The 23,538-nt window shown below is 73.1% G+C and carries 22 protein-coding genes and 1 pseudogene; 12 read left to right on the forward strand and 11 right to left on the reverse strand.

Features of this window, described 5'->3' with window-relative positions; genetic code table 11:
- Position 1 precedes the first annotated feature (1 nt).
- The 3 genes from BN3788_RS17290 (at position 2) to BN3788_RS17300 (ending at position 2,694) form a co-directional block, all read left to right on the forward strand.
- Positions 2-175, forward strand: a complete 174-nt coding sequence (locus BN3788_RS17290) for a CsbD family protein (RefSeq protein ID WP_066588867.1) — start codon at positions 2-4, stop codon at positions 173-175.
- Positions 176-207: 32 nt separating this feature from the next.
- Positions 208-627, forward strand: coding sequence for a CoA-binding protein (locus BN3788_RS17295; RefSeq protein WP_066589688.1), 420 nt, complete (start codon positions 208-210; stop codon positions 625-627).
- Positions 628-852: 225 nt separating this feature from the next.
- Positions 853-2,694 carry a DEAD/DEAH box helicase gene (locus BN3788_RS17300; RefSeq protein ID WP_066588869.1) on the forward strand — a complete coding sequence of 614 codons (1,842 nt, stop codon included), beginning with the start codon at positions 853-855 and terminating at the stop codon, positions 2,692-2,694.
- A gap of 77 nt (positions 2,695-2,771) precedes the next feature.
- On the opposite strand, the pseudogene BN3788_RS17305 reads toward BN3788_RS17300, so the two are convergent.
- Together BN3788_RS17305 and BN3788_RS17310 are read right to left on the reverse strand one after the other, a co-directional pair.
- Positions 2,772-3,692 (reverse strand): annotated as a pseudogene (locus tag BN3788_RS17305) (PAS domain-containing protein); the annotation flags it as partial.
- A 107-nt stretch (positions 3,693-3,799) separates the two neighbouring features.
- Positions 3,800-5,416 (reverse strand): substrate-binding domain-containing protein, encoded by a 1,617-nt coding sequence (locus BN3788_RS17310; protein WP_234346707.1) that lies wholly within the window; start codon positions 5,414-5,416, stop codon positions 3,800-3,802.
- A 130-nt stretch (positions 5,417-5,546) separates the two neighbouring features.
- On the opposite strand from BN3788_RS17310, the gene BN3788_RS17315 reads away from it, so the two are divergent.
- From BN3788_RS17315 to BN3788_RS20265, 3 genes are all read left to right on the forward strand, one after another.
- Positions 5,547-6,593, forward strand: a complete 1,047-nt coding sequence (locus BN3788_RS17315) for a LacI family DNA-binding transcriptional regulator (protein ID WP_066589691.1) — start codon at positions 5,547-5,549, stop codon at positions 6,591-6,593.
- A gap of 206 nt (positions 6,594-6,799) precedes the next feature.
- On the forward strand, positions 6,800-8,314 hold the full coding sequence (locus BN3788_RS17320; protein WP_199824804.1) for a glycoside hydrolase family 6 protein: 1,515 nt from the start codon (positions 6,800-6,802) through the stop codon (positions 8,312-8,314).
- The gene (locus tag BN3788_RS20265; protein ID WP_187138405.1) at positions 8,266-8,526 is read left to right on the forward strand and encodes a cellulose binding domain-containing protein; all 261 of its coding nucleotides are present in this window, start codon (positions 8,266-8,268) and stop codon (positions 8,524-8,526) included. The genes BN3788_RS17320 and BN3788_RS20265 overlap by 49 nt, the downstream gene beginning before the upstream one ends.
- Positions 8,527-8,752: 226 nt before the next feature.
- Here BN3788_RS20265 and BN3788_RS17325 read toward each other — a convergent pair whose 3' ends face one another.
- The 5 genes from BN3788_RS17325 to ku all read right to left on the reverse strand — a co-directional run bounded on the left by BN3788_RS17325 (position 8,753) and on the right by ku (position 13,038).
- Entirely contained in the window at positions 8,753-9,805 is a 1,053-nt protein-coding gene (locus tag BN3788_RS17325) for a threonine aldolase family protein (RefSeq protein ID WP_066588872.1), read from the reverse strand.
- A 38-nt stretch (positions 9,806-9,843) separates the two neighbouring features.
- Complete coding sequence (locus tag BN3788_RS17330) at positions 9,844-10,293, reverse strand: Fur family transcriptional regulator (protein ID WP_066588873.1); 450 nt, start codon at positions 10,291-10,293, stop codon at positions 9,844-9,846.
- A gap of 188 nt (positions 10,294-10,481) precedes the next feature.
- Positions 10,482-10,766 (reverse strand): HU family DNA-binding protein, encoded by a 285-nt coding sequence (locus tag BN3788_RS17335; protein ID WP_066588874.1) that lies wholly within the window; start codon positions 10,764-10,766, stop codon positions 10,482-10,484.
- Between the two features lie 166 nt (positions 10,767-10,932).
- A complete protein-coding gene (locus BN3788_RS17340) occupies positions 10,933-11,982 on the reverse strand; it encodes a PHP domain-containing protein (RefSeq protein WP_066588876.1) in 1,050 nt (349 codons plus the stop codon).
- A 6-nt stretch (positions 11,983-11,988) separates the two neighbouring features.
- Positions 11,989-13,038, reverse strand: coding sequence for a non-homologous end joining protein Ku (ku, locus tag BN3788_RS17345; protein ID WP_066588880.1), 1,050 nt, complete (start codon positions 13,036-13,038; stop codon positions 11,989-11,991).
- A 99-nt stretch (positions 13,039-13,137) separates the two neighbouring features.
- Here ku and BN3788_RS17350 point away from each other — a divergent pair, with 99 nt between their 5' ends.
- The 4 genes from BN3788_RS17350 to BN3788_RS17365 are packed head-to-tail and all read left to right on the forward strand — an operon-like array spanning position 13,138 to position 16,262.
- The gene (locus BN3788_RS17350) at positions 13,138-14,064 is read left to right on the forward strand and encodes an ATP-dependent DNA ligase (protein ID WP_066589692.1); all 927 of its coding nucleotides are present in this window, start codon (positions 13,138-13,140) and stop codon (positions 14,062-14,064) included.
- A complete protein-coding gene (gene ligD / locus BN3788_RS17355; RefSeq protein WP_066588883.1) occupies positions 14,061-14,945 on the forward strand; it encodes a non-homologous end-joining DNA ligase in 885 nt (294 codons plus the stop codon). The genes BN3788_RS17350 and ligD overlap by 4 nt, the downstream gene beginning before the upstream one ends.
- Positions 14,946-14,997: 52 nt before the next feature.
- Positions 14,998-15,690, forward strand: coding sequence for a DUF4126 domain-containing protein (locus tag BN3788_RS17360; protein ID WP_082813078.1), 693 nt, complete (start codon positions 14,998-15,000; stop codon positions 15,688-15,690).
- On the forward strand, positions 15,690-16,262 hold the full coding sequence (locus BN3788_RS17365) for a Dps family protein (protein ID WP_066588886.1): 573 nt from the start codon (positions 15,690-15,692) through the stop codon (positions 16,260-16,262). The genes BN3788_RS17360 and BN3788_RS17365 overlap by 1 nt, the downstream gene beginning before the upstream one ends.
- A 133-nt stretch (positions 16,263-16,395) precedes the next feature.
- On the opposite strand, the gene BN3788_RS17370 is transcribed toward BN3788_RS17365, so the two are convergent.
- Complete coding sequence (locus BN3788_RS17370) at positions 16,396-16,605, reverse strand: hypothetical protein (protein WP_066588888.1); 210 nt, start codon at positions 16,603-16,605, stop codon at positions 16,396-16,398.
- Between the two features lie 173 nt (positions 16,606-16,778).
- Here BN3788_RS17370 and BN3788_RS17375 point away from each other — a divergent pair, with 173 nt between their 5' ends.
- Together BN3788_RS17375 and BN3788_RS17380 are read left to right on the forward strand one after the other, a co-directional pair.
- Complete coding sequence (locus BN3788_RS17375; protein WP_082813028.1) at positions 16,779-19,523, forward strand: cellulose binding domain-containing protein; 2,745 nt, start codon at positions 16,779-16,781, stop codon at positions 19,521-19,523.
- Between the two features lie 134 nt (positions 19,524-19,657).
- Entirely contained in the window at positions 19,658-20,623 is a 966-nt protein-coding gene (locus BN3788_RS17380) for a pirin family protein (protein ID WP_066588891.1), read from the forward strand.
- A gap of 16 nt (positions 20,624-20,639) precedes the next feature.
- Here BN3788_RS17380 and BN3788_RS17385 read toward each other — a convergent pair whose 3' ends face one another.
- The 3 genes from BN3788_RS17385 to modA are packed head-to-tail and all read right to left on the reverse strand — an operon-like array spanning position 20,640 to position 23,439.
- Complete coding sequence (locus BN3788_RS17385; protein ID WP_066588894.1) at positions 20,640-21,716, reverse strand: sulfate/molybdate ABC transporter ATP-binding protein; 1,077 nt, start codon at positions 21,714-21,716, stop codon at positions 20,640-20,642.
- The gene (locus BN3788_RS17390) at positions 21,713-22,579 is read right to left on the reverse strand and encodes an ABC transporter permease (RefSeq protein WP_082813029.1); all 867 of its coding nucleotides are present in this window, start codon (positions 22,577-22,579) and stop codon (positions 21,713-21,715) included. Before BN3788_RS17390 ends, BN3788_RS17385 begins: the two co-directional genes overlap by 4 nt.
- Positions 22,576-23,439, reverse strand: coding sequence for a molybdate ABC transporter substrate-binding protein (gene modA, locus BN3788_RS17395; RefSeq protein WP_082813030.1), 864 nt, complete (start codon positions 23,437-23,439; stop codon positions 22,576-22,578). The genes BN3788_RS17390 and modA overlap by 4 nt, the downstream gene beginning before the upstream one ends.
- Between the last annotated feature and the right edge of the window lie 99 nt (positions 23,440-23,538).

Genomic DNA, 23,538 nt, shown 5'->3' on the forward strand with positions numbered 1-23,538 from the left:
GATGGGCATTGACGACAAGGCGAAGAACTCCGCTGAGGACCTCACCGGCAAGGGCAAGGAGGCCGCTGGCAAGGCGACCGGCGACGAGCAGCTCGAGGCCGAGGGCCGCGGCGACCAGGTGAAGGCCGACCTCAAGAAGGCCGGCGAGAAGATCAAGGACGCCTTCAAGCACTGAGCAGGCTCGCGCGGGTGTGGTTCGCTGGACGGATGTCCCATGTGAACGACCCCGAGGTGATCCGCCGACTGCTGGTCACCCCCGCCCGATGGGCGGTGGTGGGGCTGTCGACGAACCGCGCCCGCGCGGCTTGGGGTGTCGCCGGGTACCTGCGTGACGCGCTCGGGCACGAGGTGGTGCCTGTGCACCCCCGGGCCGAGGCCGTCGCAGGCGTCTCGGGACACCCGGACCTGGCGTCGGCCCCGCAGCCGATCGATGTGGTCGACGTCTTCGTGAACGCGCAGCGCGCGGGCGCTGTGGTGGACGACGCCATCGCGGTGGGCGCACGTGCAGTGTGGCTGCAGCTCGGAGTGGTCGACGAGGACGCCGCAGAACGAGCCCGCGACGCGGGCCTGGACGTCGTGATGGACGCCTGCCCCGCCATCGAGGGCCGCCGCCTCGGCCTGCTGTGACCCGCGTCGCGCCGAGGCACGCGCCTGGGTGCTGTGTGCAGCGTCACCACGGGGCGACCCCGCGCACCCGGTAGACTCATCCCGAACCTGGAGTTCGTCGCGCCTCCCTCGTGCCTGTGTACCGGCGTCACCGCCGTGGATGTGTTCGGGACTGCGACCTTCGGGACGGCCCCCCTGGCCGGCCCGCACGCGACTCCTCAGCCATCCGAACGGTGCCATTCACATATGACGTCCTTGCCTTCTGCTGCCCTGCCCTCGACCGAGTCGACGGACGCGGCAACCCCCACCATCAAGTTCTCCGAGCTCGGCCTGCCCGAGGCGCTCGAGCGCGCGGTCGCCGACCTCGGCTTCGAGATCCCCTCGGCGATCCAGGCCGAGGCCATCCCCGCGCTGCTCGCGGGCCGCGACATCACCGGTGTCGCCCAGACCGGCACCGGCAAGACCGCCGCGTTCGGCCTCCCGCTGCTCGCCGCTGTCGACCCGTCGCTGCGCGAGGTCCAGGCCCTGGTCCTGACCCCCACCCGTGAGCTGGCCATGCAGGTCGCCGAGGCGATCGAGACGTTCGCCAAGCACCTGCCCGGCGTCGAGGTCATCGCGGTCTACGGCGGCTCGCCGTTCCTGCCGCAGCAGCGGGCGCTGGCCCGCGGCGCCCAGATCGTCGTCGGCACCCCGGGCCGCGTGATCGACCACCTCGAGCGGCGCACCCTGCGCCCCGACAACGTCCGCTTCCTCGTGCTCGACGAGGCCGACGAGATGCTGCGGATGGGCTTCGCCGAGGACGTCGACAAGATCTTCAACACGACGCCCACCGACCGCCAGGTCGCGCTGTTCTCCGCGACCATGCCCCCGGCGATCCGCCGGGTGGCCGGCCAGCACCTGAACAACCCGGTCGAGGTCGCGGTCTCGCGGCAGTCGTCCACCGTCACGAGCGTGAACCAGACCTACGCCGTGGTGCCGTACCGGCACAAGGCCGGCGCCCTGGCCCGCGTGCTCGCGGTCTCCGACGCCGATGCGGCAATCGTCTTCGTCCGCACCCGTGGCGCGGCGGAGGAGGTCGGCAGCGCGCTGATCGAGCGCGGCATCTCAGCCGCCTACATCTCCGGCGACGTGGCCCAGGGCGAGCGCGAGAAGATCGTCGAGCGCCTGCGCAGTGGCGCCCTCAACGTGCTGGTCGCCACCGATGTCGCGGCCCGTGGCCTGGACGTGGACCGGATCGGCCTGGTCGTGAACTTCGACGCGCCGAGCGAGCCCGAGGCCTACGTGCACCGCATCGGCCGCACCGGCCGCGCGGGCCGCTCGGGCGAGGCGCTGACGTTCGTCACGCCGAGCGAGCAGCACCGACTGCGCGCGATCGAGCGCACCACGCGCCAGAAGCTCGAGGAGATCTCGATCCCCTCCCCCGCCGACGTCTCAGCGCACCGCGTGCAGAAGCTGCTGCGCGACGTCGCCGCGCGGACCGAGGCCGGCCGCCTCGACCTGTACCGCACGGCCGTCACGGCCTACCTCGCCGAGAACCCGTCGGTCGACCCCGTCGAGCTCGCCGCCGTGATGGCCGCGCTCGCCGTCGGCGACACCGGCCCCACGGCGCGTCCCACGCACGGTGACGACATGGACGACGCGCTGAGCCGCGCGCGCCTGTCGGACCGCGGCGACCGGAACGAGCGCTCGGCCCGGCCGCCCCCGGACGGCCCCCGCCGCGCCACGCACCGCACCGAGGGCGCGCTCCGGTACCGCGTCGCCGTAGGCCACACGCATGGCGCCCAGGCCGGCGCCATCGTGGGCGCGCTGACGAACGAGGGCGGCCTGACCGGCAAGGACCTGGGAAAGATCGAGATCTTCCCCAGCTTCTCCCTGGTGGAGATCCCCGCCGGGCTGAGCCCCGACGCCTTCGACCGCATCGGCCGGGCTCGCGTCGCGGGTCGCCCGCTGCGCATCCGGATCGACGAGGGCCCCGGCCCCCGCACCGGCCAGGGCGCGTCGCGTCCCACCGGCGCGCACCGTCCCGAGGGTCGCGACCGCGTGGACACGCGGGACCGTCGGCCCCGCCACACCCCCGTGGGTCGCTGACCCACTGCACTGACTGACGCGCGCAGCAGGGCGATGTCCGCCTCGCGCAACGCGTCGTCGGCGTCGTGGTAGCGCTGCACACTGGGCAGCACACCGGTCGCCAAGTCCGCGCCCAAGTCGATCTGCAGGTGCGTGAGGAGCTCGTCGACCCGGAGCGGGTCGCCGCCCGCCCCCACGTCGTCCAGCAGCACCGCGAACTCGTCCTGGCCGAGCCGCGCGGCGGTGTCCCCCTCGCGCACTGCCCGGCGCAGCCGGCGGACGACCTCGCCGCGGGCCAGGGTGTCGTCGTCTGCCGACTCCTCGCCACGCGACGCGTGACCGCTCGCGAACTCGAGCCGCAGCAGCACCACCGAGCAGTCGTACTCCTCGGAGCGCCGCGCCCGCTTGACGGCCGCGCCGAGCCGCTCCATGAACAGCATGCGGTTCGCCAGGCCCGTCTCCGGGTCGCGCAAGGCGTTGCGCCGCAGCGCCAGCTCCTGCTCCTTGCGCTCGGTCATGTCGACGAGGGCGCCGACCAGCCGCGCGGGGCAGCCCGCGTCGTCGAGCACCGTGACGGCTCGGCACATCATCCACCGGTAGTCGCCGGTCGAGGTGCGGACGCGATGCTCGAGCTCGAGCGGCACGCGCGCCCCGCCGAGCTGTGCCGCGATGGCGGCGGAGAGCTCGTCCCGGTCGTCGGGGTGGACGCGCTCGAGCCACTCGGTGGGCGAGGAGCTGATGTCGTCGTCCTGGTACCCGAGGACCTGCTTCCAGCGCGGCGAGTAGTAGACGGTGCCCGCGCTGACGTCCCAGTCCCAGGTGCCGTCCTGCGCGGCCATCGACGCGAGGGCGTACCGCTCCTCGCTGGCGCGGACCTTGTCGGCGAGGGCGCGCTCGCGGGCGGCCGCCTGCTCAAGGGCTCGGCGTTGCTCGCGCAGGGAGCCGAGCAGCCGCTCCTGGTCGAGGGCGACGGCGAGCAGCGCCGCCCAGTGGTTGTACTTGTCCCGTGCGCTGGTCATGCGCGCCTCGACGACCCCGTCGATCGCCAACAGGCCCCAGTCGCTGCCGGCGAAGGTCACCGGGACCACGAACGTCAGGTCGCTGCCCCCGACCCCGCTCGAGCGGGTCAGGGCGGGCGGGGGGAACTGGCTCGCGGGCGCCGCGGCAGGTCGCCGGCAGCGTCGGTTGTGTAGAAGGGACGGTCGCTGCCCCCGACCCCGCTCGAGCGGGTCAGGGCGGGCGGGGGGAACTGGCTCGCGGGGCTGCGCGAGCCGATCAGGCGGGTCAGGGTGCCGCTGGTGTCGTACACCCCCACGATCTCGACCTCCCGGTCGCCCGGGGCACGCTCGCGGCCGACCCACAGCCCCAGGCACGCCGGGCCGCGCACCGCCCTGGGCAGCCAGGTCAGTGCCCGCGGGCTCGCGCCCTTGCCCCGGAGCAGGTCCATGTCGACCTCGTACTGGTCGGCGATCGTGCGCTCGAGGCTCCCGCTGCGCGCGAGCAGCGGACGCACACAACCCTTGGTGAGCGCCAACAGCAGCTCGGTGGCGACCCTGCGCACCGCGGCCGGGTGCGGCGAGTCCGGGGCCAGGGCGTCCAGCGTCTCGGCCTCGAGGTCGCGCACCACGCCCACGAGCTGCTCCAGGGCCTCCGGATGCGGTTGCAGCGCGGACGACAGGTCCGCGAGACGGGTCAGCGTGGTCGGCGTCGGGATCGCGCCGCGCTCGGCGGCCGCCAGGAGTGGGTCCAGGACGCCGTGGCACCACGTGGTGCGGGCGTCATCCGTCGGCCGGCGCCCACTCCCTGAGACGGGTGAGCCGCCGAACGCGACGTCGGCGAGCAGGCGCAGCCGGTTGCGTGCCGCGCTGGCGCCGAGGTGCGGGGCTGCCGCCTCCTCGGGCGCCACGGCGGCCGTCTCCCCGCAGCCGCACGACTCGCGGGTCAGCAGGGTGGCGGGGGTGCGGTGCACGGCGGGCTCCACCTCCTCGCCCCGCATCTTCGCCAGGAGCAGCGCCACGGCGAGCTCGCCCAACCGGTCGTGGTGGGGGTCGACGGTCGACAGCCGGGGTGACAGCCGCGCCCCGCTGTCGGTGTGGTCGAAGCCGATGACTGCCTGGTCGCGTGGGAGCACGAGCCCACTGGCCCGCAACGTGCGGGTGAAACCGATCGCGTTGCGGTCGGTCACGGCGAACATCGCCGTGGTCGGCGACCCAGCGGCCAGGAACCGTCCGGCCGCGTCGGCGCCGCCCTGCTCATGGTTGTCGGCGGTGTCGAAGAACCACTCGGGCCGTGGCTCGATGCCGTGCTCGGTCAGGGTCTCGCGGTACGCCGCATAGCGTTCGCGCAGGTCACGCTGCATGACATTGCCGACGAAGCCGATCTTTGTGTGGCCGTGCTCGATCAAGTGCGTCACAGCGGCACGCACCCCGCCGGCGTTGTCCGGCACCACCACGGGGACGGGCATGCTCGTCTCGTCCTCGCTGATCAGCACCAGCGGCCGCCCCCATCCCTGCACCGACGCCAGCCGGTCGTGCCGCACGGCCTTGGCGATCACCACGATCCCGTCGACCGCGCCGAGCGCGACGGGGACCTCCAGCAACGGCTCGTCCGGGTACCGCTCGCGGTCGAGCCCTGCGGGGTACGTCTGCACCGCGACCACCCGGTGCCCGGCGTTGCGTGCCGCGCGGACGACGCCCGCGATGAGGCCGCCGAAGTAGAAGCCCCCCACGACCGGCGACAGCACACCGATCGTGCGTCGTGCGCTGAGCGGTACATGACCGCGCCGGATGGTGGCCACCATTGCCCACACCTCGCCTACGTCGTCGGAGCCGAGACGATACGTTTGCACGCATCGGGCGACAGACTAGGTGATCATGGACATACCCGCAGCAGACGGTCTCGGATCCATCACACGCCGACCGACGATCTCCGACGTCGCCAGAGCCGCCGGCGTCTCGATCGCGGTCGTCTCCTACGCGCTCAACGGCAGGCCAGGCGTCTCCGCCGCGACCCGTGAGCGGGTGCTGCGGGTGGCCGACGAGTTCGGGTGGCGCCCGAGTGCGGCCGCCCGCTCGATGCGCACCGGCCCGCGGGCCGTGGGCCTGGTGCTGGGCCGTGACGCCGACGCGACCGCCCACGCCACGTCGTTCCTCGACTTCGTCATGGCGACGCAGGAGGTCGTCGCGGCGCGCGGCCTCGCGCTGGTGCTGCAGATCGTGGGCTCGGCGGAGGAGGCGGTGTCCACCTACCGCACGTGGTGGGCGGAGCGGCGGTTCGACGTGATGGTGGTCGCGGATCCGCTGCCCCAGGATCCGCGCGTGGAGGCCCTGGCCCGGATGCGCGCCCCGGCGGTGGTGCTCGGCCCGCCGCAGGTGGCGCAAGGCCTGGCGACCGTGTGGCTCGACGACCAGGAGTCGTTCACGCGCGTCGGGACGTACCTGCTCGAGCTGGGGCACCGCGAGGTGGCGCTGGTGACCGGGCCGGCTGCCCTGCACCGCTCCCGAGTCCGGCTCGACGCGCTGGGCGCCGCCCTGGGGCGCGCCGGGGGGAACGTGGTCCACGAGCCGACGAGCGCCACGGCCGAGGAGGCCGCGGCGGCGACCCGCCGGCTCCTGACCTCCCCCGTGCCGCCGTCGGCGATCGTCTACGACTCGGATCAGATGGCCGTCGCGGCGCTGGACGTGGCGCGGCGCACGGGCCTCGAGGTGCCGTGGGACCTGTCGATCCTGGCGGGGGGCGACTCCGCCCTGTGCCGATTGGCCACCCCGTCCATCACGACGTTGCCGTCTCCGTTGACAGCGCTCGGGACCGCCGTCGGCGAGGCCGTCCTGGCCGTTCTGGACGGGGACCAGGATGCGAGCCGCATGGTTCCGGTAGGTGGGATCGCGGTGCGCGGAAGTACCGGCCCACGTGCGAGATGACCGATCAGCACGCCTGTGGCGGCGCGGCTCGGCGGCTCGCCCCATGATCACGATCAGGTAACGGGGGCGGGCCTAAAGGTTTCGCGGCGTCCCTGCGGCAGGCAGCGCCGTGCCACCTTCCCCGGTAGTCGCCGCGGACTGAGTGCAGGCGACTGTCGCCTGGGCGGATCGGCCGGGCGGCGTGCCGAACCCACCCGGAGGACCGTGTGTCCAGGATCCCCAAGCGGCTGAAAGCAGCTGCCGCAGCCGCGACGGCGACAGCGCTCGTCGCCCTTCCCCTGACCTTGATGTCGACGGGGGCCAGCGCCGCCCCCACCCACGTCGACAACCCGTACGCCGGCGCGACGCAGTACGTGAACCCGACCTGGTCGGCGTCGGTCGAGGCCGCCGCCGGCCGTGCGGGCGACGCGACCCTCGCCGCGAAGATGCGCGCGATCAAGAACCAGCCCACAGCGGTGTGGATGGACCGGATCAGCGCGATCGCCGGCAACGCCGACGGCAACGGCCTCAAGTACCACCTGGACCAGGCCCTCGCGCAGAAGCAGGGCAGCACGCCCATCGTCTTCAACGTCGTGATCTACGACCTGCCGGGACGCGACTGCTACGCCCTGGCGTCCAACGGCGAGCTCCCGGCCACCGACGCGGGCATGGCCCGCTACAAGTCCGAGTACATCGACCCGATCGCCGCCCTGCTCGGCGACCCGAAGTACCAGGACATCCGGATCTCGGCGACGATCGAGCCCGACTCGCTGCCCAACCTCATCACCAACTCCTCCGAGGCCGCGTGCCAGCAGGCCGCGCCCTACTACCGCGAGGGTGTGAAGTACGCGCTCGACAAGCTGCACGCCATCCCGAACGTGTACACGTACATCGACGCCGCGCACGGCGGCTGGCTGGGGTGGCCGTCGAACGCCGCTCCCGCGGCCAAGCTCTTCGCCGACGTCGCGCGCACCACGTCCGCAGGACTCGCGTCGGTCGACGGCTTCGTCACCAACACCGCGAACTCCACGCCGCTCGTCGAGCCCTTCCTGACGAGCCCGACCCTCCAGGTCGGCGGCAACCCGGTGAAGTCGAGCAGCTTCTACGAGTGGAACGACGACTTCGACGAGATCGACTGGACCGCCCACCTGCACTCGCTGCTCGTGGCCGAGGGCTTCCCGGCCAGCACCGGCATGCTCATCGACACGTCGCGCAATGGCTGGGGCGGCTCCGCCCGGCCCACGGCCGCCTCGACCAGCACGACCCTCAACACCTACGTCGACCAGTCCCGCGTCGACAAGCGCGTGCACCGCGGCGCTTGGTGCAACCCGCTGGGCGCCGGCATCGGCGAGCGGCCGCAGGCCACCCCGTCGGGCTACGCGAGCTCCCACCTTGACGCGTTCGTCTGGATCAAGCCCCCGGGCGAGTCCGACGGCGCGTCCTCAGAGATCCCCAACGACCAGGGCAAGCGATTCGACCGGATGTGCGACCCCACGTTCGTCTCGCCGAAGCTGGCGAACCAGCTCACCGGCGCCACCCCGAACGCGCCGCTCGCCGGCCAGTGGTTCGAGGCGCAGTTCCGCACCCTGGTGCAGAACGCCTACCCGGTGATCTCCACCACCAACCCGACGACGCCGCCGCCCACGACGTCAAGTACACGGCGAACAGCTGGAACACGGGCTTCACCGGCTCCATCCGCGTCACCAACTCGGGTAGCTCAGCGCTCAGCAGCTGGCGCCTGACGTTCTCCTTCCCCTCGGGCCAGCAGGTCACGCAGGGCTGGAGCGCCACCTGGTCGCAGTCGGGATCCGCGGTGACCGCGGCGAACGCGGCCTGGAACGGCACGCTGGCGGCTGGCGCCAGTGTGGACATCGGCTTCAACGGCTCCCACTCGGGGACCAATACGGCGCCGGCGGCTTTCTCGCTCAACGGGCAGGCCTGCTCGGTGAGCTGACCCACCGCACGACCACCGGTGGCCCCTGCTCGGGTGAGCAGAGGCCATCGGCCTGGTCGGCTGAATCAACCCCCAGCACAGGTGCGGGGAGTGCGACTGAGCGCTCCCCGCACCTGTTTCCACGTCTGGCCGTCGCCACGCGCCGGGCTGTCGCGCCAGCACAGCACCACCGCCTAGCCCAGCGCCACCGCCCAGCCCAGGCCCGCTCCGCGTCTGAGTACGGCTCTCAGCCGGCCGCGACAGCACCCCGCAGCGCCTCGACGAACTCGTCGACGTCGTGCGGGGTGGTGTCGAACGCGCACATCCAGCGGACCTCGCCAGTGGCGGGGTTCCAGTCGTAGAAGCGCCGGTGCTCGCGCAGCCGGTCGGCCACGCCGGGCGGCAGCGCGGCGAACACCGCGTTGGCCTGCGTCGGCTGGGTGATCCGCACGCCCTCGACGGACTCGGCGCCAGCGCGCAGCCGCGCGGCCATCGCGTTCGCGTGCGCCGCTGAGCGCCGCCACAGGTCTCCCTCGAACAGGGCCACGAGCTGCGCGGAGACGAACCGCATCTTGGAGGCGAGCTGCATGTCGACCTTGCGCAGGTAGTCGATCCCCGCGACGGCGTCAGGGTCGAGCACCACGACGGCCTCGCCCATCATCAGCCCGTTCTTGGTGCCGCCCAGCGACAGCAGGTCGACGCCCACGTCGGTGGTCAGCGCGCGCAGCGGCGCGTCGAGCGAGGCGGCCGCGTTGGACAGCCGCGACCCGTCGAGGTGCAGGCGCATCCCGAGCCCGTGCGCCTGGTCGGCGAGCTCGCGGATCTCCTGCGGGGTGTACACCGTGCCGAGCTCGGTGGCCTGGGTGATCGAGACGACACCTGGCTGTGCCCGGTGGGTGTCCCCCCATCCCCACGCCTGCCGAGCCACGAGCTCGGGGGTGAGCTTGCCGTCAGGTGACGGCGTGGTGAGGAGCTTGAGCCCGCCGACGCGCTCGGGGGCGCCATTCTCATCGGTGTTGATGTGGGCGCTGTCCGCGCAGATGACGGCGCCCCATCGCGGCAGCATCGACTGCAGGGCGAGCACGTTCGCGCCGGTGCCGTTGAAGACGGGGTATCCGAAGGCCGTCGGGCCGAACTGCTGCCGGAGCACGTCCTGGAGGCGCGCCGTCCAGCGGTCCTCGCCATAGGCCACCTCGTGGCCGCCGTTGGCCTCCGCCAGCGCGGCCAGCACCTCGGGGTGCACCCCCGCGTAGTTATCGGAGGCGAAGTCGCGTCGGGCGGTGTCGTGGGTCGCGGTCACCGGGTCATTCTGCCGGACATCAGACCCGGCGAGGAGCGTCAGCCCTGGCCGTCTGCCGCCAGGCGCCGCGCGGCCTCCGCGCGCGCCTCGGCCTCCGCCGCACGGCAGTCCGCGCAGGTGCCGACGAGCTCGATGGTGTGCTCCACGTCGGCGAAGTCGTGCGACGCGGCGACCTGGTCGGCCCACGCCTCGGTGCCCGGGCCGTCGATCTCCACGGCTCGGCCGCAGTGCCGGCAGACCAGGTGGTGGTGGTGGCTGCGCCGCTCGCACCGCCGGTAGACGGCCTCGCCGTCCGCAGACCTCAGGACGTCGACCTCGCCGCTCTCGCTCAACGTCTGCACCGCGCGGTAGACGGTCGCCAGGCCGACGCTCGAGCCGCGGGCCCGCAAGAGCTCGTGGAGCTGCTGCGCGCTGCGGAACTCGTCGAGCCCGTCGAGAAGTGCGATCACCTCGGCGCGCTGCCGCGTGTTGCGCTGCACCACCGCCATCAGTCCTCCGCTCCCCCACTGCACCCGTGCACCAGAACCGCTCAACTCACAACCGATCAGCGCGCCCGCGCATGCCCGCCCAGTCTAGGCGACGGCCCACACGGGGCGGTCGGGCGGACCCGGGTGACGGGGCGGGCATGACGAAGCCCCCCACCGCTGCTGCGGCCGGGGGCTTCGTCAGGTGCTGCCTACTTGGCGGCGACGGCGCGCTTGAGAGCGCTGCCCGCGGTGAGCTTCACGCGGAAGCCGGCGGGGATCTCGAGCTTCTCACCCGTCTGCGGGTTGATGCCCGTGCGCGCGGCACGGTCGGCACGCGAGACCGCGAGCAGGCCGGGGATCGTGACGCTCTCGCCGGCGGCAAGCTGCTCGACCAGGACCTCCTGGAAGGCCTTGAGCGCCGCGTCGGCGGCGGTGTTGGTCAGGCCGGCCTTGGCGGCGATGGCCTGGACGAGCTCGGTGCGGTTGACGCTCACGGGATTGTGCTCCTTGTCGGTCGGGACGTGCGTGCCCGGGTGAGTGCCCCGGGCGACGGCGGAGACGGAAGGTCGACGAGTCCGAAGCCTCGTTGACGCGTGTCCACCGCGGATGACCCTAGTGGCCCGCAGCCTGTGCTCGCTGCCACGGCGCGCCTGGGAATCCTCACATCCGCGCGTCGAGCCTGGCCAGGAGGTCGTCGATCGGCCACGCGTCGATGACCCGATCGACGTCCACGCCGTGTGCGACAGCACGGTCGCAGCCCGCGATCTGCCAGTCGAGCTGGCCGGGCGCGTGCGCGTCGGAGTCCACCGAGAACACGCACCCCAGGTCGACGGCCACGTCGAACAGCGCATGCGGCGGGTCGAGGCGGTCGGGCCGGCAGTTGACCTCGACGGCCACGCCATTCTCGGCGCACGCGCCCAGGACGGCGTCGGCGTCGAACTCGCTCGGCGGGCGCTGGCGGCGGCCGGTGAGCTGACGGCCGGTGAGGTGCCCGAGCACGTCGACATGCGGATTGCGCACGGCGGCGAGCATCCGTCGGGTCATCGCCGCCCGGTCCATCCGCAGCTTCGAGTGGACAGACGCGACGACCACGTCGAGCTCGGCGAGCAGTTCGGCCTCCTGGTCGAGCGAGCCGTCGTCGAGGATGTCGACCTCGATGCCGGTGAGGACCCGGAACGGCGCCACCGCGCGGTTGAGGGCGGCGATCTGGTCGATCTGCGCCCGCAGCCGCGCGGCGGACAGGCCGTTCGCGACGGTCAAGCGGGGCGAGTGGTCGGTGACGGCCATGTACTCATGGCCGATCTCGATCGCGGCCAGCACCATCTCCTGCAGCGGGCTGCCGCCGTCGCTCGCGTCGGTGTGCGTGTGCAGGTCGCCACGCAGCCTCGCCCGCAGGTCGTCGCCGGGGCGTGGCTCGCGGCTCGCGGCGTCCTCGGCCTCCAGCCGGTCGAGGTACTCCTGCGGCTCGTCGCGCACGGCGGCGGCGGCGATCGAGGCTGTGCGCTCCCCGACGCCGGGCAGGTCGGTGAGCGACTGCGCGTCCACCCGGGCCAGCAACTCGTCGGCGTCCAACCGCTCGATGGCGCGAGCCGCATGCCGGAACGCGTCGCTGCGGTACGCGCTCGCCTGCGCGCGCTCGAGCAGGAACGCGACGCGGCGCAGCGTGTTCACCGCGTCGATCTGCGCGGTGGCCGCGCGTGAGGACGTCATGGCTGGTCAGGAGGCCCGGCGGCGCGGGCGGCGCGTCGTGCCGGAGGCGCTCGATTCCTCGTCCTCGTGCTGGGCCTTGGCCTGGGACTTGGCCTGGGACTTGGCCTGGGTGGACGCCTTCCTTCCCCGGGCGCTCGGGGCCGGCGCCGCGTCGTCCGTGCCGGTGCGCTGCCCGGCCTCCGCGTCCGCCTTCGGTGGTGCGCTGGACGCCTTCGACGGGCGCTTCGTGCGGCCTCCCTGCTTCGGCGCCCCAGCCGCCTGCTGGCCCCGGGCCTTCTCCACGCTGCGCTGCAGCGCAGCGAGCAAGTCGACGACCTCGGCGCCCTCGCTCTCGCGGCCACCGGCGCCCTCGAGCCGCTCGGCGATCCCCTGGGTGCTGCCTGCCGCGACCTTCGCCTCGATCAGGCTCTCCAGGGCCCCCTGGTAGGAGTCCTCGAAGCCCGACGGGTCGAAGTCGGCCGCCAGGGACTCCACCAGCGACGACGCCATCGCCAGCTCCTGAGGCCGGACTTGCACCTCGGTGTCCAAGATGGGGAAGTCGGCGGCGCGGACCTCGTCAGGCCACAGCAGCGTCTGCAGGCAGATGACGTCGTCGCGCACCCGCAGCACCGCCATGGACTCCCGCTGCCGCAGCGCGACCTTGACCACGGCCATGCGCTCGGACGTCGCCAGGGCCTCCCGCAGCAGCGCGTAGGGCTTCACCGCGGTGCGCTCCGGCTCCAGGTAGTAGGTCTTGGCCAGCAGGATCGGGTCGACCTGGTCCTGCGGCACGAACTCCACGACCTCGATCTCCCGCTCGGTGGCCAGGGGAAGCTGCGCCATGTCCTCGTCGGTGAGGATCACCAGCTCGCCGTCGGCCGTCTCGTACCCCTTGGCGATGTCCGCCATCTCCACCGACTCGCCGCACACGCTGCACGTCTTGCGGTAGCGGATGCGTCCGCCATCGGTGCGGTGCACCTGGTGCAGGGGCACCTCGTGCTCGCCCGTGGCCGCGTACAGCTTGACCGGGACGTTGACCAGCCCGAAGGCGACTGCGCCCTTCCAAATCGCCCGCACGGACGACCACCTCCCCTCGCACCGCCAGGCGGCCGCGCCCTCGAGGGCCCGAACGCGCGGCGTTCCGGGTCATCTGGGCAGGATGGACCCGTGCAGCCCATGCTCGCCACCGGAGCCGACCCCCACGTCGGGCTGCCCACAGGTCCCGGGTGGGCGTTCGAGGTGAAATGGGACGGCGTGCGGGTGCTCGCGGACACCACCCGCGGCGGCCTCCGGCTGCTGAGCCGCAACGGACGGGATGTCACTGTCGCCTACCCGGAGCTGGGCGCGCTCGCGGACGTCCAGGGGGCCGTGCTGGACGGCGAGGTGGTCGCGATGTCGGGCGGGAAGCCGTCCTTCGAGGCGCTCGCCGAGCGCATGCATGTGCGCGACCCAGCCCGGGCGCAGCGACTGGCGCAGGAGTCTCCCGTGTCCTACCTCGTCTTCGACGTGCTGACGCTCTATGGCGTGGACGTGACCCGCCGGTCTTTCGACGAGCGCCGCGCGACGCTGGAACGGCTCACCCTCCCGCCACCGGCGCAGCTCTCCCCCGTGTACACCGACGGCGCCGAGTTGTGGCAGGTCACACGCGAGCATGGCCTCGAGGGCGTCATCGCCAAGCGTCGCGCGTCGACCTACCAAGCCGGGCGCCGGTCGCACGACTGGGTGAAGGCGGCGCACCGCACCACCCGCACCGCCCTCGTCGGCGGGTGGCGCCCCCCGACGGCCGGCACCGGGATCATCGGCGCCGTGCTGCTCGGGGCCCCCGACGTGGACGCCCGGCTGCGCTATCTGGGCCGCGCCGGCAGCGGGATCACGGGCCCGCTCGAACGCGACCTCGCCCGGTTGCTCGGGCCGAAGCGCAGGAGCACATGCCCATTCGACGACGAGGTCCCACCGTTCGACGCCCGCGGCGCCACATGGTGCGATCCGGTGGTGGCCCTCGACGTCGCCTACCTGCACCGCACAGGCGCCGGGCGCCTGCGCCATCCCGTTGTCCGGGGCATCCGGGACGACACCGACATCGACCTCTGGGAGGACCTGTGAGCCCCGACGACGAGGCGCAGACCGTCGACGTCGACGGCCGGCGAGTCCGCCTGACGCACCTCGACCGTGTGATGTACCCGTCGATCGGGATGACGAAGGCCGAGGTCATCCACTACGTCACCCAGGTCTCGTCAGCGCTCCTCGCCCAACTCCGCGACCGCCCGGTCACGCGCATCCGCTTCCCGGAGGGGGTCGGCGGGGAGCGCTTCTTCGAGAAGAACATCCCCGCAGGAGCCCCGGCGTGGGGGCGCCGGCGCACGCTCCCGGCCGCCCCCGGCGCCGAGGACGAGGGCAAGGAGCTGACCTACCCGTTCCTCGACGACCTGGCCGGCCTCGTCTGGTCGGCGAACCAGGGCGCCCTGGAGCTGCACACCCCGCAATGGCGCGTCGGGCCGCGCGGCGCGATCCACCGGCCCGACCGGCTGGTCATCGATCTCGACCCCGGGGCCCCCGCCGGACTGGACGAGTGCGCCCGCGTGGCGCACCTCGTCGCCGACCGGCTCGCCGACGACGGCCTCCCGACCGTCCCGGTCACATCGGGCAGCAAGGGGATGCAGCTCTACGCCCCGCTCCCCGGACGTCGCACCGCGATGGAGGTGCGCGAGTACGCCCAAGCCCTCGCCCACGAGCTCGCCGCCGCCCACCCCGCCCTGCTCGTGGCCGTCCAGCGCAAGGACCTGCGCGGCGGCAAGGTGCTCCTCGACTGGTCACAGAACCACCCGGCCAAGACCACCATCACCCCCTACTCGCTACGCGGCCGGGAGCAGCCTGCGGTCGCGGCGCCGCGGCACTGGGACGAGATCGCGCCCGGGCTCACACAGCTCGGACCCGCCGAGGTCGCGCGGCGGCTCGAGCAGGCCGGCGACCTCTTCCACCCGTGAGCGCCCCGGCGGCTCCCCCCCTGGACGACCGCCGCCTGCCATGCTGGCCGCCATGTTCGAGATCCTGGCCGGAACCGGCCTCGCCGCCGCGGCGGGCCTCAACGCCTATGTCCCGCTCCTGGCCCTCGGCGCGCTCGCGCGGTGGACGGACCTCATCTCCACGCCGGCGGGCTGGGAGTGGCTCACCGACGGGTGGGTGCTCACCGTGCTGGGCGTGCTGCTCCTGCTCGAGGTCGTCGCCGACAAGATCCCCGGCGTCGACCACGTCAACGACATCGTGCAGACGATCGTGCGACCCGGGGCCGGGGGCATCGCCTTCGGGGCCGGGGTCGGCACCCAGGACCCGGGCGCCGCGCACACAGTGGTGACGGACCCGGCGGCCTTCGTGAGCTCCGGCCAGTGGGCGCCGGTGCTGGTCGGGGTGCTGCTGGCGCTCGCGGTCCACGCGGCCAAGGCGCTGCTGCGCCCGGTGGTGAACGCCGCGACGTTCGGCCTCGGGGCGCCGGTGCTCAGCGCCGCCGAGGACGCCACCAGCGTGACGCTGTCCCTGGCCGCGCTGCTGGCCCCGCTGCTCGTGGTGGGAGTGCTCATCGTCGTGGGCGCGGTGTGGTGGAGGTGGCGGCGGGGTCGTCGGCGCGGCCCCGCGGCGCCTGCGGATGCGGTATCTGCGCAGGTGCGGCAACGTGGAGGCCGCACGAGGCCGCCATTGGCGGACACCGAGAACGCGAAGGAAGGAACTTCATGATGGCCCGCGCAGAGCTGCCGAAGTACACAGTCCCCGGTCTCACGCCCGAGCAGGGCTCGAAGGTGGCCGCGATCTTGCAGGAGCGGCTCAACTCGTTGAACGACTTGGCGCTGACGCTCAAGCACATCCACTGGAACGTGGTGGGGCCGCAGTTCATCGCCGTGCACGAGATGCTCGACCCGCAGGTGGACGCGGTGCGCGAGATGGTCGACGAGGCTGCCGAGCGGATCGCCACGCTCGGAGTCGCTCCGTACGGCACTCCCGGGTACATCGTGAAGCAGCGCACCTGGGATGACTACGGGATCGGCCGCGCCGGCGCCATCGACCACCTGGGCGCCCTCGACGAGGTGTACGACGGGGTCATCGAGGCGCACCGCAAGGCGATGAAGGACACCGAGGAGCTCGACGACGTCACCAACGACCTCATCATCGGGCAGCTGCGCCAGCTCGAGCTGTTCCAGTGGTTCGTGCGCGCCCACCTGGAGTCCGCCGGAGGGCGCCTGAGCACGCAGGGCGCCGAGACCGAGAAGCAGGCGGCGAGCAAGGCCGGGGCCGCCGCGAAGAAGGCCTGACCTCGTACTGACGACGGAGGCCCGGCGCCTCAGGGGCACACCTCACGGGTGGCCGCCTGAGGCGCCGGGCCTTCGTCATGCCCCCGGCCGTCATGCCCTCGCCTCTCGAGGCGGGCGGCGCTGAGCCCGCGGGTCAGAGGCGCTCGGGGTCGTCCCAGTCGTCGTTGCTGGAGATCGCCTCGTCGTCGGGGAGCAGCTCCACCGCGTGCAGCGACCGCGGAGCCGCGGCGGCGTCCCCGCCGGAGCGGGCGTCCTCGGCCCGGACCTCGTCATCCGACAGGCGGCGCGCCGCGATCAGCTCGGCGGCGGGGTCGGACGTCAGGTCCCTCTGCTCACGCGTCATGCACCGGTTCTACCGCGTGCGCCGGGTGGTCGCATCCGGGCGGGCCACCGCGCGTGCGGCCCCATGAAACGTTTTGCCCCCTGGTTCGACGTCGAAGCGCTTCGATACGGTCGGCTGCCGCTCAGCGAGACGACCCGCGGCGACCCCACCGTTCCCACAAAGGAGTGAAGCGGATGCGCGTCCTACCAGTGATGGCTCCCCTGACCGCGATCGGGCTGCTCGCCGCGATCACCGTCGGGGTGAGCACCGCAGCCGTCTCGACAGCACCCGAGGCCGCTGCGGCGGAGACCGGGTACACCTGGAAGAACGTCGAGATCGTCGGCGGCGGGTTCGTGCCGGCCATCATCTTCAACCAGAAGGAGAAGAACCTCGTCTACGCCCGCACCGACATCGGCGGCGCGTACCGGCTCGACGCCGCGACCAACAGGTGGGCGCCGCTGCTCGACCACGTCGGCTGGGACGACTGGAGCCACAGCGGCGTGCTCAGCCTCGCCACCGATCCCGTGCAGACCAACCGCGTGTACGTGGCGGCTGGCACCTACACCAACAGCTGGGACCCGCAGAACGGCGCCATCCTGCGATCTGCGGACAAGGGCGCCACCTGGCAGAAGACCGTCCTGCCCTTCAAGGTCGGCGGCAACATGCCGGGCCGCGGCATGGGCGAGCGCCTGCAGATCGACCCGAACAAGAACTCCGTCCTGTACTACGGCGCCGAGAGCGGCAACGGGCTGTGGCGCAGCACCGACTACGGCGTCACGTGGGCCAAGGTGACCAGCTTCCCCAACGCCGGCAACTACGTGCAGGACCCGAGCTACGACTACACCGCCGACAACCAGGGCGTCGTGTGGGTCACCTTCGACCCGACCAGCTCGACCGCGGGGCAGGCGACGAAGACGATCTACGTGGGCGTCGCGGACAAGGCGAACTCCGTCTACCGCTCCACCGACGCCGGTGTCACCTGGCAGCGCGTGGCAGGGCAGCCCACCGGGTTCCTGCCGCACAAGGGCGTGTTCGACGCGGTGGGCAAGCAGCTCTACATCGCGACCTCCGACACGGGCGGCCCCTACGACGGCGCCGCCGGGGAGATCTGGCGGCTCGACGCCGCCACGGGGGCCTGGACGAACATCACCCCCGACCGCGGCGGCGACTTCGCCTACGGCTTCAGCGGGCTGACCATCGACCGGCAGGACCCGGACACCCTCATGGCCACCTCGCAGATGTCCTGGTGGCCCGACGCGCAGATCTTCCGCAGCACGGACCGTGGCGCCACCTGGACCCGGGCCTGGGACTTCACCAGCTACCCCGAGCGGAGCCTGCGCTACAACCTCGACATCACCGGCGCCCCGTGGCTGACCTTCGGCAAGGCGGCCAACCCGCCCGAGCCGAGCCCCAAGCTGGGCTGGATGATGGAGTCCCTCGAGATCGACCCGTTCAACTCCAACCGGGCGTTCTACGGCACCGGCGCCACCGTCTACGGCACGGACAACCTCACCCAGTGGGATGCCGGCGGCAAGATCGACCTCAAGGTCCGCGCCCAGGGCATCGAGGAGACCGCGGTGCTCGACCTCGCGGCGCCCCCGGGATCGGTGCAGCTCGTCTCCGGGCTCGGTGACATCGGCGGGTTCGTGCACACGGACATCACCAAGGTCCCGTCCCAGATGTTCACGCAGCCGTACCAGGGCTCGGTGCGCGGGGTGGACTTCGCGGAGAAGTCGCCCGCGACGATGGTCCGCGTCGGCGAGGCCGTCGACGGCACCGTCGAGTCGCACATCGGCATCTCCACCAGCTCGGGCAGCTCGTGGTGGGCGGGCCAGCAGCCCGCTGGCGTGACCGGGGCCGGCACGGTGGCCATGTCCGCCGACGGATCGCGGATCGTCTGGAGCCCGGCAGGGGCCGGCGTGCACGTCTCCACGACCCTCGGCTCCTCCTGGACGGCGTCCACGGGCATCCCCGCAGGCGCCCAGGTGGAGGCCGACCGGGTCAACCCACTGAAGTTCTACGCGTTCGCCGCGGGGACCTTCTACGTCTCCACCAACGGCGGATCCTCCTTCACAGCGGCGGCCACCGGGCTTCCGGCCACCGGCAACGTCCGCTTCGCCGCGGCGCCCGGCGCCGAGGGCGACGTGTGGCTGGCAGGCGGCGCCACCGGGTCGGCCTACGGCATGTGGCGGTCGACGAACTCGGGGGCGTCGTTCACCAAGCTGGCGGCGGTCACCGAGGGCGACAGCATCGGCTTCGGCAAGGCGGCCCCCGGCAAGACGTACCCGACCGTCTACACCTCGTCCAAGGTGAACGGCGTCCGGGGAGTCTTCCGCTCGGAGGACGCGGGGGCGACGTGGATCCGCGTCAACGACAACCAGCACCAGTGGGCGTGGACGGGATCGACCATCACCGGCGACCCCGACGTGTACGGGCGGGTGTACGTCGGCACCAACGGGCGCGGCGTCATCGTGGGCGACGTGACCGGGACGGTCCCGACGACCACGCCCACGGCGACTCCCACACCGACGCCCACGGTCACGGCGACGCCGACTGTCACCCCGACGCCCACCGTCACGCCGACGCCCACGACAAGCCCCACGCCGACGTCGAACCCGGTCGGGACATGTGCGGTCAAGTACACGACCAACGACTGGAACACCGGCTTCACAGCCTCGGTGCGGATCACGAACACCAGCGCCCAACCGCTCACATCCTGGCGGCTCGGGTTCGCGTTCCCCGCCGGGCAGACGGTGACCAACGGGTGGTCGGCCGCCTTCAGCCAGACCGGCGCCAGCGTGACGGCGGCCAACGCCGCGTGGAACGGCACGCTCGCGGCGGGGGCCAGCACGGACATCGGCTTCAACGGCTCCCACACGGGCGTCAACACGCGGCCGAGCGCGTTCACGCTGAACGGCGCGGCCTGCGCGGTCTCCTGACCTGCGACGAGGCGCACGCGGCCCGCTCGTCTCACGACGGGCGGGCCGCACTCGCGTCCCGTGCGCCGCCGTGCGCCCATGCCGGGCCGGGGCGCTGTCTCGGCCGGCCCGAGGCGGGGTGGCACAGTGGTCGGGTGACGAATCTCGAGACGCGGCCCCAGGAGGCCGAGCTCCACCCCGAGCCGCACGGTGGCGACTCAGCCACGCGCGGCCTGCTCCTGGAACCGCGGGACGTGCCGCTCGGCGGGCTGCGTGCGATGCACGTGCGCCGGACCCTCCCGCAGCGCGGCCTGCCGATGGTCGGCGCCTGGTGCTTCCTCGACGAGTTCGGGCCCGCCGACGTGGACATGCGCGTCCTGCCCCACCCGCACACCGGGCTGCAGACCGTCACGTGGCCCCTCGTCGGGGAGATCCACCACCGTGACAGCGTCGGGAGCGATGTGGTGGTGCGGCCCGGCCAGCCCAACCTGATGACCGCGGGCCGCGGGGTCGCGCACTCCGAGATGTCGCTCGGCGACGGGCCACTGCTGCACGGCGTCCAGCTCTGGGTGGCACTGCCCGCCGGCGCCGCGGACATCGACCCCCGGTTCGAGCAGCACACCGACCTGCCGGTGATGGAGCGCGACGGCCTGCGCGCGACGGTGCTGGTCGGCGAGCTCGAGGGCGCGCGCTCGGCGGCGCAGGCGCACAGCCCGCTGCTCGGCGCCGAGCTGGCCCTCGAGGCGGGGACATCCACCACGCTGCCGTTGCGGCCCGAGTTCGAGCATGCGCTGCTCGTGCTCGACGGCGCCATCGAGGTGGGCGGGACGCCGCAGCAGCCGGGCCCGCTCCGCTACCTGGCGCCCGGGCCCGATCGGCTCTCGCTGCGCAGCGCCCACGGCGCCAGGGCGCTGCTCATCGGCGGCGAGCCCTTCGCCGAGGACCTCGTGATGTGGTGGAACTTCCTGGGCCGCAGCCACGCCGACATCCTGCAGGCGAGGGACGACTGGGAGCACCACCGCGAGGACAGGTTCGGCGTGGTGGCCGGCCACGGCGACGCCCGCATCCCGGCGCCCGAGCTGCCCAACGTCCGCCTCACACCGCGCCGCCGCCGCTCCTGAACCCCGCCGCTCGCGCTCAGCGGCGGTGCAGCCCGACTTCCGTCGCCTTCACCGACAGCCACACCTCAGTGCCCTCGCCCAAGCCCAGCTCGGCCACCGCGGCGGGGGCGAGGGCGGCCACGAGCTCCGGGCGGCCGGCCGTGCGCACCCGGATCACCGCCTGACCGGGCTCGAGCGCGACCACGTGGGTGCGCCACACGTTGCGAGGGCTGCCCCCGGCGGGCGGGCGGGTGTGCACGGCCACAGCCGATGGCGCGAAGACGGCGGCGGCCTGGCCACCCGGCTCGAGGGCCTCACGTCCGACGACGTGCCGCCCGTCCGGGGCCCGCACCCCGCCGTCCCGCGCCTCGCCGACCACGAGGTTCACTCCGGCCATCGTCGCGGTGAACGGGTCGCGGGGCGCCGCGAGGACCTGCGCGGTGGGCCCCTCATCGACCACGGCTCCCCCGTCGAGCACGAGCACGCGGTCCGCGAGGACCACCGCGTCGAGCACATCGTGGGTGACCAGGACGGTGGTGGTGCCGGTGCGGGCGACCTGCTCGCGCAGGAGCTGGCGCAGTTGCGGGGCCACGCCGACGTCGAGGGCGGCCAGTGGCTCGTCGAGCAGCAGCACCTGGGGCTCGGCGGCCAGGGCCCGCGCCAGGGCGACGCGCTGGCGCTGCCCGCCGGACAGCTCGGCGGGCCGGCGCGCCGCGAGGTCGGCGAGGCCCACCGCCTCGAGCCACCCTGCGGCGTGGCGGGGCGCATCGCCCCGGCGCATGCCCACGGAGCGCGGGCCGAAGGCGACGTTCTCCAAGGCCGTGAGGTGCGGGAAGACGAGCCCATCCTGGCCCAGGAGCCCCACGGCCCGATGCTCGGGCGCCACGAGCCGGGGCTTACCCCGCACTGGAACGTCAGTCAGCAGGCGATCGCCCACCCGCACGAACCCCGAGCTGGGACGCAGCAAGCCCGCGAGAACTGCGAGGAGGGTCGACTTCCCGGCGCCGTTGGGGCCGAGCACAGCGAGCACCTCGCCCTGCGCGGCGGCGAAGCCCAGGTCCAGCTCGAACCCGTCGCGCCGCACGGCGAAGCGCGCCTCCAGGAAGTCGCTCATCCGCGACCACCCGGCCTCCAGGCGCGTGAGAGCACGAGGATCACCACGGCCACCGCGACCAGCAGCAGTGACAGGGCCACCGCGGAGTCCTGGGTGACGCCCGCGCCGTTGAACGCGGTGTAGATCGCCAGCGGCATGGTCCGTGTCACCCCTGCGCTGTTGCCCGCGAAGAGCGCCGTGGCGCCGAACTCCCCGAGCGCCCGCGCGAAGCACAGCACAGTGCCGCTGACGAGGCCGGGGCCCACCAGCGGGAGCGTGATACGCCGCAGCACAGTCCACCGCCCGGCGCCCAGGGTCGCGGCGACGACCTCGTACCGGTCGCCCGCGCTGCGCAGGGCCCCCTCGACGGCGATCACCAGGAACGGCAGCGCGACGAATGCCTGGGCGATCACCACGGCGGACGTGGTGAAGGGGATGCGGAGGCCGAACAGCAGGTCGAGCTGCTCCCCCACCAGCCCGCGCCTGCCGAGCAGGTAGAGGAGCGCGATGCCGCCCACGGTGGGCGGCAGCACGAGCGGCAGCGTCACGAGCGCGCGGACCACGTCGGCGACCCGCGAGGACGTCCGCGCGAGCACCACCGCCAGCGGCACCCCCAGCAGCAGGCACAGCAACGTGGCCGCGAGGGCGGTGCGCAACGACAGCCCCAGGGCGGACAGCGCCTCGGGCGAGGTGATGGCCGCGGGGACACCCGGCCAGTCGGCCCGGACGAGCAGCGCGAGCACCGGCAGCGTCAGCAGGCCGAGGCCGATGACGGCGAAGACGTACAGCAGGCGCGGCACGCCGACGGCGACCGGCCGCGGCGCTGCGGTGGTGCGCGGAGCGGCGGCTGCGTCGATCGTGGCGCGGCGCTCCGTGAGGGTCATGCCGGGCCGAACCCGTATGCCGCCAGGACCTTCTGGCCGGTCGGGGACAGGACGAAGTCGACGAAGGCCTGCGCGGCCGGGCTCGACGTGCCGTCGAGGGCGCCGATGACGTAGCTGTTGACCGCGGCCGCCGACTCGGCGAACGTGACGCCGTCCACCCCGCCGTCCGAGACTTGCACGTCGGTGGCGTAGACGAGCCCGGCGTCGGCCTCGCCCAGTGTGACCTTCTTCAGCACGGCGGTGACGTTCTGCTCCTCGCTCACCGGCGTCACGCTCACCCCGGCGGCGGTGAGGGCCTTGCCGGACGCGGCGCCGCAGGGGACCTCGGGAGCGCACAGCACCACCTGCAGCGCGGGGTCGGCGAGGTCGGCGAGGGACGTGATCCCCGCCGGGTTGCCCGGCTCCACGGCGATCTGCAGCACGTTCGTCGCGAAGACCTGCGGCGTGCCGCGCATGAGCCCCGCGTCGACGGCCTTGGTCATGTTCGCCTGGTCCGCGGAGGCGAAGACCTCGGCCTCGGCGCCCTCGGCGAGCTGGGTGACCAGCGTGGACGAGCCGTCGTAGGTGACGACGGGCGCGTCGACGTCCGGGTTCTCCGCGACGAACAGCTCCACCAGCTCGTCGAAGGTGGCCGCCAGCGAGGCCGCCGCCATGATGCGCAGCTCGCCGGTGGCGCCTGTCGCCTCCTGGGTGGCCTCGGAGGTCGGCTCAGGGGCGACGTCGGCCGGCGCGGCCGGCTGGCCCGCGCAGCCGGCCAGGGCCAGGGCCAGGGCTCCGATCACGACGACTCCGCGCCCGCGCTGTCGCGTCCGGCCTGGGAGGGCGGTGGCGCGGACAGTGCTGGGAGTCGTCTTTCGCATGGATCGGACGCTAGCAGCCGCCCCCGGGGCGAGCGCGGGACGATGAGCCCACCGAAGGCGTCCGCGCAGGTGGCACTGCGCCCGCCGCGCCCGGTCGGA

This window comes from Cellulomonas timonensis, assembly GCF_900046455.1.
Lineage (GTDB): Bacteria > Actinomycetota > Actinomycetes > Actinomycetales > Cellulomonadaceae > Cellulomonas_A > Cellulomonas_A timonensis.

Coding starts and splice junctions, on each gene's coding strand:
- BN3788_RS17295 (WP_066589688.1), top strand. CDS start 208: ATGTCCCATGTGAACGACCCCGAGGTGATCCGCCGACTGCTGGTCACC.
- BN3788_RS17390 (WP_082813029.1), bottom strand. CDS start 22,579: ATGACCCTCACGGAGCGCCGCGCCACGATCGACGCAGCCGCCGCTCCG.
- BN3788_RS17385 (WP_066588894.1), bottom strand. CDS start 21,716: ATGAGCGACTTCCTGGAGGCGCGCTTCGCCGTGCGGCGCGACGGGTTC.
- BN3788_RS17330 (WP_066588873.1), bottom strand. CDS start 10,293: ATGGCGGTGGTGCAGCGCAACACGCGGCAGCGCGCCGAGGTGATCGCA.
- BN3788_RS17315 (WP_066589691.1), top strand. CDS start 5,547: ATGGACATACCCGCAGCAGACGGTCTCGGATCCATCACACGCCGACCG.
- BN3788_RS17365 (WP_066588886.1), top strand. CDS start 15,690: ATGGCCCGCGCAGAGCTGCCGAAGTACACAGTCCCCGGTCTCACGCCC.
- BN3788_RS17350 (WP_066589692.1), top strand. CDS start 13,138: ATGCTCGCCACCGGAGCCGACCCCCACGTCGGGCTGCCCACAGGTCCC.
- BN3788_RS17370 (WP_066588888.1), bottom strand. CDS start 16,605: ATGACGCGTGAGCAGAGGGACCTGACGTCCGACCCCGCCGCCGAGCTG.
- BN3788_RS17290 (WP_066588867.1), top strand. CDS start 2: ATGGGCATTGACGACAAGGCGAAGAACTCCGCTGAGGACCTCACCGGC.
- BN3788_RS17300 (WP_066588869.1), top strand. CDS start 853: ATGACGTCCTTGCCTTCTGCTGCCCTGCCCTCGACCGAGTCGACGGAC.
- modA (WP_082813030.1), bottom strand. CDS start 23,439: ATGCGAAAGACGACTCCCAGCACTGTCCGCGCCACCGCCCTCCCAGGC.
- BN3788_RS17360 (WP_082813078.1), top strand. CDS start 14,998: ATGTTCGAGATCCTGGCCGGAACCGGCCTCGCCGCCGCGGCGGGCCTC.
- BN3788_RS17375 (WP_082813028.1), top strand. CDS start 16,779: ATGCGCGTCCTACCAGTGATGGCTCCCCTGACCGCGATCGGGCTGCTC.
- BN3788_RS17340 (WP_066588876.1), bottom strand. CDS start 11,982: ATGACGTCCTCACGCGCGGCCACCGCGCAGATCGACGCGGTGAACACG.